The sequence below is a fragment of the Mesorhizobium sp. M7A.F.Ca.CA.004.06.1.1 genome (assembly GCF_003999135.1).
Taxonomy (GTDB): domain Bacteria; phylum Pseudomonadota; class Alphaproteobacteria; order Rhizobiales; family Rhizobiaceae; genus Mesorhizobium.
On record NZ_RZPQ01001136.1, the window covers coordinates 1 to 1234 of the forward strand.

At 59.8% G+C, this 1234-nt stretch carries 2 protein-coding genes; both read left to right on the plus strand.

The window, feature by feature from the left end; all coding sequences use genetic code 11:
• The coding region (locus EN906_RS34515; RefSeq protein WP_164777628.1) for a cysteine desulfurase at positions 1 to 987 on the plus strand (987 nt) is incomplete at its 5' end.
• 21 nt (positions 988 to 1008) lie between these two features.
• A partial coding sequence (locus tag EN906_RS34520) for an iron-sulfur cluster assembly protein (RefSeq protein ID WP_127375795.1) occupies positions 1009 to 1234 on the plus strand: 226 nt, incomplete at its 3' end.

Here is a 1234-nt window from a genome sequence, read left to right on the forward strand (position 1 = left end):
TTCCTCAATGCGCCTCGCACCGACAACATCATCTTCACCTCTAACACGACTTCGGCCATCAACACGGTCGCCTATGGCTATGGCATGCCCAACATCGGCGAGGGCGACGAGATCGTGCTGTCGATCATGGAGCACCACTCCAACATCGTTCCCTGGCATTTCATCCGCGAGCGGCAGGGCGCCAAACTGGTCTGGGTGCCGGTCGACGATCTCGGCGTCTTCCACATCGAGGAATTTGAAAAGCGGCTGACCAGCAAGACAAAGCTCGTTGCCATTACCCACATGTCGAACGCGCTTGGCACTGTGACGCCGATCAAGGAAATCGTGCGCATTGCGCATTCGCGCGGAATTCCGGTGCTGGTCGACGGCAGTCAGAGCGCCGTGCATATGCCTATCGACGTGCAGGATCTCGACTGCGACTTTTTCGTCTTCACCGGGCACAAGGTTTATGGCCCGTCGGGCATCGGCGTGCTCTACGGCAAGAAGGACATTCTCGCTGGCATGCGGCCCTTCATGGGCGGCGGCGAGATGATCGAGGAGGTGACGGAAGACATCGTCACCTACAACGAGCCGCCGCACCGCTTCGAGGCCGGCACGCCGCCGATCGTCCAGGCGATCGGGCTGGGTGCCGCGCTCGACTATATGGAAACGATCGGCCGCGAGCGCATTGCCGCCCATGAGGAAGACCTCAAGAACTACGCGCATGAGCGGCTGCGCTCCATCAATTCGCTGCGCATCTTCGGTGATGCGCCCGGCAAGGGCGCCATCATCTCGTTCGAACTGCAAGGCATTCATGCGCATGACGTGTCGATGGTGATAGACAGGCAGGGCGTTGCGGTGCGGGCGGGCACGCATTGCGCCCAGCCGCTGTTGAAACGCTTCGGCGTAACCTCCACATGCAGGGCATCGTTCGGCATGTATAATACCAGGGCCGAAGTCGACGCTTTGGCCGAGGCGCTTGAAAAAGCGCGCAAATTCTTCGGATGACGAGTTTTTTGGGTGACGACCATGGATGATGCAAGCATCGCTGCCGAGACCACTCCGGAAACCGCGCCCAATACGCTGGTTTCGGGATCAGCCATTCCAGCCGACGAACTGGCGCGGCTGACCGACGACATCGTCTCGGCGCTGAAGACGGTCTACGATCCGGAAATCCCGGCCGATATCTACGAGCTCGGCCTGATCTACAAGATCGACATCGAGGACAATCGCTCGGTCAAGATCGACATGACGC